This is a genomic window from Marinobacterium sp. MBR-111 (assembly GCF_040547585.1).
GTDB lineage: Bacteria > Pseudomonadota > Gammaproteobacteria > Pseudomonadales > Balneatricaceae > Marinobacterium > Marinobacterium iners.
In genome coordinates, this window is the sequence record NZ_JBEPQA010000015.1 from 87,918 (window position 1) to 93,917 (window position 6,000).

Consider the following 6,000-nt stretch of genomic DNA (forward strand, 5'->3'; position numbering starts at 1 on the left):
GCTCGGTGGTCATCTGCAGAACGGCTGAGTATTATACCCTAACAGTTTTCGCATACTGATGAGAGGTGCATGTGGTCAAGGTAGGTATCGTCGGCGGAACCGGTTATACCGGTGTTGAATTGTTGCGGCTTCTGGCCAATCACCCGCAAGCGCGGGTTGAGGTCATTACATCCCGATCCGAGGAAGGCATTCCGGTTGCTGACATGTATCCCAACCTGCGTGGCCACCATGATATTACCTTTACGGTTCCGGATGTGGATCGGTTGGCGGCCTGTGATGTGGTGTTCTTTGCCACCCCTCACGGGGTTGCCATGAGCATGGCGCCAGAGCTGGTCGAGCGCGGTGTGCGTGTAATCGATTTGGGCGCTGATTTCCGTATCAAGGATATCGAGCTGTGGGAAAAATGGTACAACCTTGAGCACACATGCCCTGATTTGGTGGCCAAGGCTGTGTATGGCCTGCCTGAACTGAACCGTGATCAGATCAAGGGCGCTGAGTTGATTGGTTGTGCTGGCTGCTATCCTACTGCCGTGCAGTTGGGTTATCTGCCACTGCTGGAAAGCAAGCTGGTTGATCACCGTCGCCTGATTGCGGACTGCAAGTCAGGTGCCAGCGGTGCGGGACGTGGTGCCAGCGTGGGTACTCTGCTGTGTGAAGCCAGCGAAAGCGTCAAGGCCTACGGTGTGCCCGGTCATCGCCATCTGCCGGAGATTCGTCAGGGTCTGTCCGGTATCGCTGAACGCCCGGTGGGACTAACCTTTTCGCCACACCTGATGCCGATGATTCGTGGTATTCATGCAACCCTGTACTCTGTGCTGAAGGATCCAGTGGGGCCTGATTTGCAGGCGCTGTTTGAAGAGCGCTATCGCAATGAGCCATTTGTTGATGTGATGCCGGCCGGTAGCCACCCTGAAACACGCAGTGTGAAAGGCTCCAATATGTGCCGCATCAGTGTGCATCAGCCGCAGGGGGAAGATGTCGTTGTTGTGCTGTCGGTGATCGACAACCTGGTTAAAGGGGCATCCGGTCAGGCAGTGCAGATCATGAACCTGATGTTTGATCTGCCGGAGCGTTCAGGCCTCGAACAGGTCGCACTGATGCCGTAATACTTGACTAATTTGGTTGGTTTAGTCAAAATGCGCGGCATTGAAAAGGTTTGGTGTGACTATGAGTGAAACTGCACAGGATGCTCCGCTTGCGTTTACCGAGGCGGCAGCTCGAAAAGTTAGACGTTTGCTTGATGAAGAGCAAAATGACAATCTGAAGCTGCGGGTTTATATCACCGGAGGGGGGTGTGCCGGTTTTTCCTATGGTTTCACCTTCGATGAAAATACGGCTGATGACGATACAGTCGTAGAGCGTGATGGTGTGCTGTTGGTCGTTGACCCGATGAGCTTCCAGTATCTGGCTGGCGCTGAGGTAGATTATAAGGAAGGGCTGCAGGGTTCGCAGTTTGTAATCAACAACCCCAACGCCGCTACAACCTGTGGGTGTGGTTCTTCCTTTTCGATTTGATCTCTCTGTACCGATCAGTCAGTCAAAACGCCAGCCGCTGAGCTGGCGTTTTGCATTTCGGAATTCAGGCCGGACAGATAGTGCCCAGTATGCGAGGGCCTTTGGCACCTGTCACCTCTGGCAGGCTTGAGGTTTGCTGTTGAAGGGTCCGCATGGCAAACCATGCAAAAGCGGTTGCTTCAACCCAATCAGGGTCAAGCCCAAGTGCAGTTGTGCTGTCAACTCGGCAATCTGAGAGTCGGGCGCGAATGCGTTCCACCAAGCGACTGTTATGGCTGCCTCCGCCACACAGATACACTTCAGGTTGGATTAGCAGCTGGCTGCGGATGGCGTCACACAGGGTGATGGCTGTCAATTCCAACAGTGTCGCCTGTATGTTTTCAGGGGCCTGCTCATGGTTGAATTGAGCAAGCATGATGTTGAGCCAGTTCGGGTTGAAGTCTTCGCGTCCGGTGCTTTTCGGTGGCGCAGCGTGGAAAAAAGGGTGTGCAAGCAAGGCATTCAGCAGTTTGGTGTCGACTGTACCCGTTGCAGCCCAAGCGCCGTCCCTGTCGTAACAGCCGAGTTGGTTGTGCTCGATCCATCCATCCATCAGCACATTGGCCGGCCCAGTGTCGTAGCCCAGCACCGGACTCATCGGGTCAGCCGGCAATAAGGTAATATTGGCCATGCCGCCAAGGTTGGCGATCATCCGGTCGGCAATCGGACTGCGGAATAACGCCTCATGAAAGGCGGGTACCAGGGGGGCGCCCTGACCACCAGCGGCCAAATCCCGGCGACGGAAATCCGCTACTGTAGTAATACCGGTGCGCTCTGTAATCGTGTTTGGATCGCCAATCTGAAGGCTGAAGCCAGCCCCCGGCCGGTGGCGAACGGTCTGGCCATGGGAGCCTATCGCCTTGATTGCGTCAGTCGATACTCCGGCCTGTTGCAACAAACACAGGGTTGCGTCTGCAAAAATTTCACCGAGCGCTATATCCAGTCGCCCCAGTTGTTCAATCTCATCATTGCCGGGCTGCGTCAGCTGGGTGATCTGGTGGCGCAGCTCACTGGGCAGGGGGTGGCTGTAAGCCGAGCAGAGTTCGAACGACGGTGTGAATCGAACCAGTACCGCGTCTATGCTGTCCAGGCTTGTTCCGGACATCAGTCCGATATAAAACTCCGGGTCTGTCATTGTTCAGGCTCATTCAGGGCAAGGCGGGTGTCGGTTCGCTGATTCAGCTCGGCCATGATGCTGCCTGTCTGGGAGTTGAAAGCATTCATCTCGTTTGCCGGAACCGATTCAGCCTGAGGCAAGGCTACAGTGAGCGGGTTCTTATGAGTGCCATTAATGCGGAATTCATAGTGCAGGTGTGGGCCGGTAGCGAGGCCTGATGCGCCGACATAACCGATGACCTGGCCCTGCTTGACGCGACTGCCGTTGTTGACGCCCTTTTGGTAGCGACTCATGTGCGCATACAGCGTTGTAATATTGCCACCGTGCTGGATGATGATGGTACGGCCATATCCGCCCTTGGTGCCTCGCCAAATGACTTTGCCATCACCGGCAGCCTTGATTGGTGTGCCGGTGGCGGCGGCGTAATCAACCCCTCGGTGGGGGCGTCTCTTGCCCAATACTGGATGGAAGCGTTCCGGTTTGAAGTGCGAGCTGATACGCCGGAAGTCGACGGGTGATCGCAAGAATGCCTTGCGCATGCTGCGACCATCAGGGGTGAAATAGTTGGTCTCGCCTTTGCTGTCCGTATAACGGACGGCTTCGTAGCTCTGCCCCTGGTTAACGAAGCGAGCAGCGAGAATTTTGCCGTCCCCGATTTTTTCACCTTCCAGAAACTCTTCCTCAAACAGCACCTGGAAGCTGTCACCGCGCCGAATGTCGAGCGCAAAGTCGACATCCCAACCAAAGATCGATGCCAACTCCATTATGACTTTATCAGAAAGACCTGCACGGGCGGCATCAAGGAACAGCGAATTTTCTATCTGGCCCTGAGCGTGCGCAGTGCGCTTTTCTGGTGTGCGCTCTTCCTCCACAACTTCATAGCCTTTTTCTGTTTGCACGAGCAGGGTGCTGCTCAAGCGACTGCGAACATGGCGCAGCTTTGTCAATTGGCCATCTTCGACAAGAAGAGATATATGTTCGCCGGGGCGCAGCTGCTTGAGAGCATTGCTTCCGCTTACGGCACTGGACACTCGATACACATCACGCGGGCCGAGACCTGCCCGTTTGAATAGAGAGGTCAGGTTGTCCCCGGACTGGATTCGATATTCGACCCAGTTTTCGGCCGGACTTGCTGCTTCGGCTGGATGGATGCTGGCCTCGGATTCGGTGGGTATGGGGAGTGCCACTGAGGTTGGTGAAGTATTTTGTGTATCGGGTTCCACAAGGTGTGATGTGTCGTCAACAGTGATTGAGGCAGGGGGCTGCTGATGTGAAATGGGCCGGTTAATCGCTTCGGCCTCTTCAGTTGGCATCAAAATGAAAATCAGGCTGATTACCGCAATACAAATCATGGCAGCGGCAATGTGTATCGGAGGGAGCTGGCGCAAAGTACGGAGAAAAGAGGTCACGAACACACCCATGTCATTTTGAAAATTCGCTGACGTTGACACCGGAGTATAACGGAAATTCAACATTTTTATATTTGTCGGGTGTCAGTGGAACGTTGGTAATGGATAGAGTTTGTTCACATTCCTGTGAGCGTTTAGAATGCGCCATCGGCTTACACTCAACCCATATAGAGGGATTCAGGCGGTATGAACGCAAACAGTTTGATTGAGGATCTCAAGGCCCGGGGTCTGGTTGCCCAGACGACCAATGAAGAAGAGCTGGTCGAGCATCTGTCTCAGGGGCCGGTGACGCTTTATTGCGGCTTTGACCCCACGGCAGACAGTTTGCACTTGGGCCACCTGGTGCCTCTGTTAATGCTCAAACGTTTTCAGCAGGCAGGTCATCGTCCTATCGCTCTGGTCGGTGGGGCGACAGGTCTCATTGGTGATCCGAGTTTCAAGGATCAGGAACGTCAGCTGAACTCAGCTGAAATCGTTCAGCAATGGAGTGAGTGCCTCAAATCCCAGATCAGCCGATTCATTGATTTTGACGGTGAAGATGGGGCCATATTGGCCAATAATTACGATTGGACAGCCAGTGTTGATGTGCTCAGCTTCCTGCGTGACATCGGCAAGCACTTTACTGTCAATAAAATGATTGCAAAAGAGTCGGTCAAGCAGCGTATAGAGCGTGAAGGCTCAGGTTTGTCATTCACCGAATTCACCTATCAGATTCTGCAGTCCTATGACTATCAGCAGCTGAATCAGAAGTATGACTGTACGCTCCAAATCGGAGGGTCCGACCAATGGGGGAATATTGTTGGCGGTATTGAGCTGACACGCAGAGTGAATGGTGCTGCCACTCATGCGCTGACCTTGCCTCTGATTACAAAGTCTGATGGCACCAAGTTTGGCAAGACTGAAAGCGGTGCGGTGTGGTTGGATGCGAAAAAGACATCGCCTTACGCATTCTATCAGTTCTGGCTACAGACGCCTGATGCAGATGTTTACCGTTTCATGAAGTTCTTTACCTTCCTGTCCGTCGCCGAGATCGACGCGATCGAGGCGGAAGACCGTGCCCGTGAAGGTCGGCCCGAGGCTCAGCGTGTTTTGGCAGAGCAGATGACCGAGATGGTCCATGGGAAAGAATCCCTCGAGGCGGCGCGTCGCATCACTGAAGCTTTGTTTTCAGGTGACTTATCTCAGTTGAGTGCTGCGGATTATGCACAGCTGGAACAGGATGGGCTGCCGGCAACGCAGGTGCCAGCTGAGTTGACTGACCTGCCGCTGACAACTCTATTGGTTGAGGCTGGCTTGGCTGCTTCAGGCAAGCAGGTAAAGGATGCTTTGCAACGCAATGCAGTCGTGATCAATGATCAAGAATGCGGTATGGATCATAATATGGCGGCTGATAAGTTGTTTTCACGCGATGCGGCTCGGTTCGGTAAGTACTTTCTGGTCAAGTTGGGCAAGAAGAAGCACCACCTGTTCTACCTGCTCTGACAGCGTGGCTGAATAGCAAGTGTATCTATAAATAACGGACGCCTCGGCGTCCGTTATTGTTTTGGGGTTACATTAGGCGTTGCTACTGGCCGTTTTCATCATTCTGAAACTTTTTTACACGCAGGTGTTGACTCCCTCAGTGGTGTCTGTAGAATTCGCCTCCTCGCTTGAGACGCTCCACCGGAAACGGTTCAGGGCAGATCGATTGAGCAAGTGGTAAGATGTTGAATTAAGTGGTTTTTTGGTTCATCATTACGTTTCTTGAGTGACTGCCGAATCGTTGTTTGAGTGCTCAGCACTGAAACAGAAAACGAAAAAAAACGGTTGACACTGAAACGGGTTGCGGTAGAATACGCGCCTCGCTTGAGACAACAGGTTGCACCGAACGGTGCGGTTGGCCAAGCCCGCTCTTTAACAAATTGATCAGGTAATATGTGT

General features: G+C 53.4%; 6 protein-coding genes. 3 read left to right on the forward strand and 3 right to left on the reverse strand.

The features are described from left to right. Positions 1 to 71 precede the first annotated feature (71 nt). Positions 72 to 1,106, forward strand: a complete 1,035-nt coding sequence (gene argC / locus ABIE61_RS11770; protein ID WP_354409704.1) for an N-acetyl-gamma-glutamyl-phosphate reductase — start codon at positions 72 to 74, stop codon at positions 1,104 to 1,106. 61 nt (positions 1,107 to 1,167) lie between these two features. Next, complete coding sequence (gene erpA / locus ABIE61_RS11775; RefSeq protein ID WP_091827629.1) at positions 1,168 to 1,515, forward strand: iron-sulfur cluster insertion protein ErpA; 348 nt, start codon at positions 1,168 to 1,170, stop codon at positions 1,513 to 1,515. A gap of 64 nt (positions 1,516 to 1,579) precedes the next feature. Here erpA and ABIE61_RS11780 read toward each other — a convergent pair whose 3' ends face one another. Beyond that, complete coding sequence (locus ABIE61_RS11780) at positions 1,580 to 2,689, reverse strand: anhydro-N-acetylmuramic acid kinase (RefSeq protein ID WP_354409706.1); 1,110 nt, start codon at positions 2,687 to 2,689, stop codon at positions 1,580 to 1,582. Continuing rightward, the gene (locus tag ABIE61_RS11785; protein WP_354409709.1) at positions 2,686 to 4,080 is read right to left on the reverse strand and encodes an OapA family protein; all 1,395 of its coding nucleotides are present in this window, start codon (positions 4,078 to 4,080) and stop codon (positions 2,686 to 2,688) included. Before ABIE61_RS11785 ends, ABIE61_RS11780 begins: the two co-directional genes overlap by 4 nt. A 186-nt stretch (positions 4,081 to 4,266) precedes the next feature. Here ABIE61_RS11785 and tyrS point away from each other — a divergent pair, with 186 nt between their 5' ends. Next, positions 4,267 to 5,562: a tyrosine--tRNA ligase gene (gene tyrS, locus ABIE61_RS11790; protein WP_354409712.1), complete on the forward strand. Its 1,296-nt coding sequence runs from the start codon at positions 4,267 to 4,269 to the stop codon at positions 5,560 to 5,562. Positions 5,563 to 5,753: 191 nt separating this feature from the next. On the opposite strand, the gene ABIE61_RS11795 is transcribed toward tyrS, so the two are convergent. Then, a partial coding sequence (locus tag ABIE61_RS11795) for a hypothetical protein (protein ID WP_354409714.1) occupies positions 5,754 to 6,000 on the reverse strand: 247 nt, incomplete at its 5' end.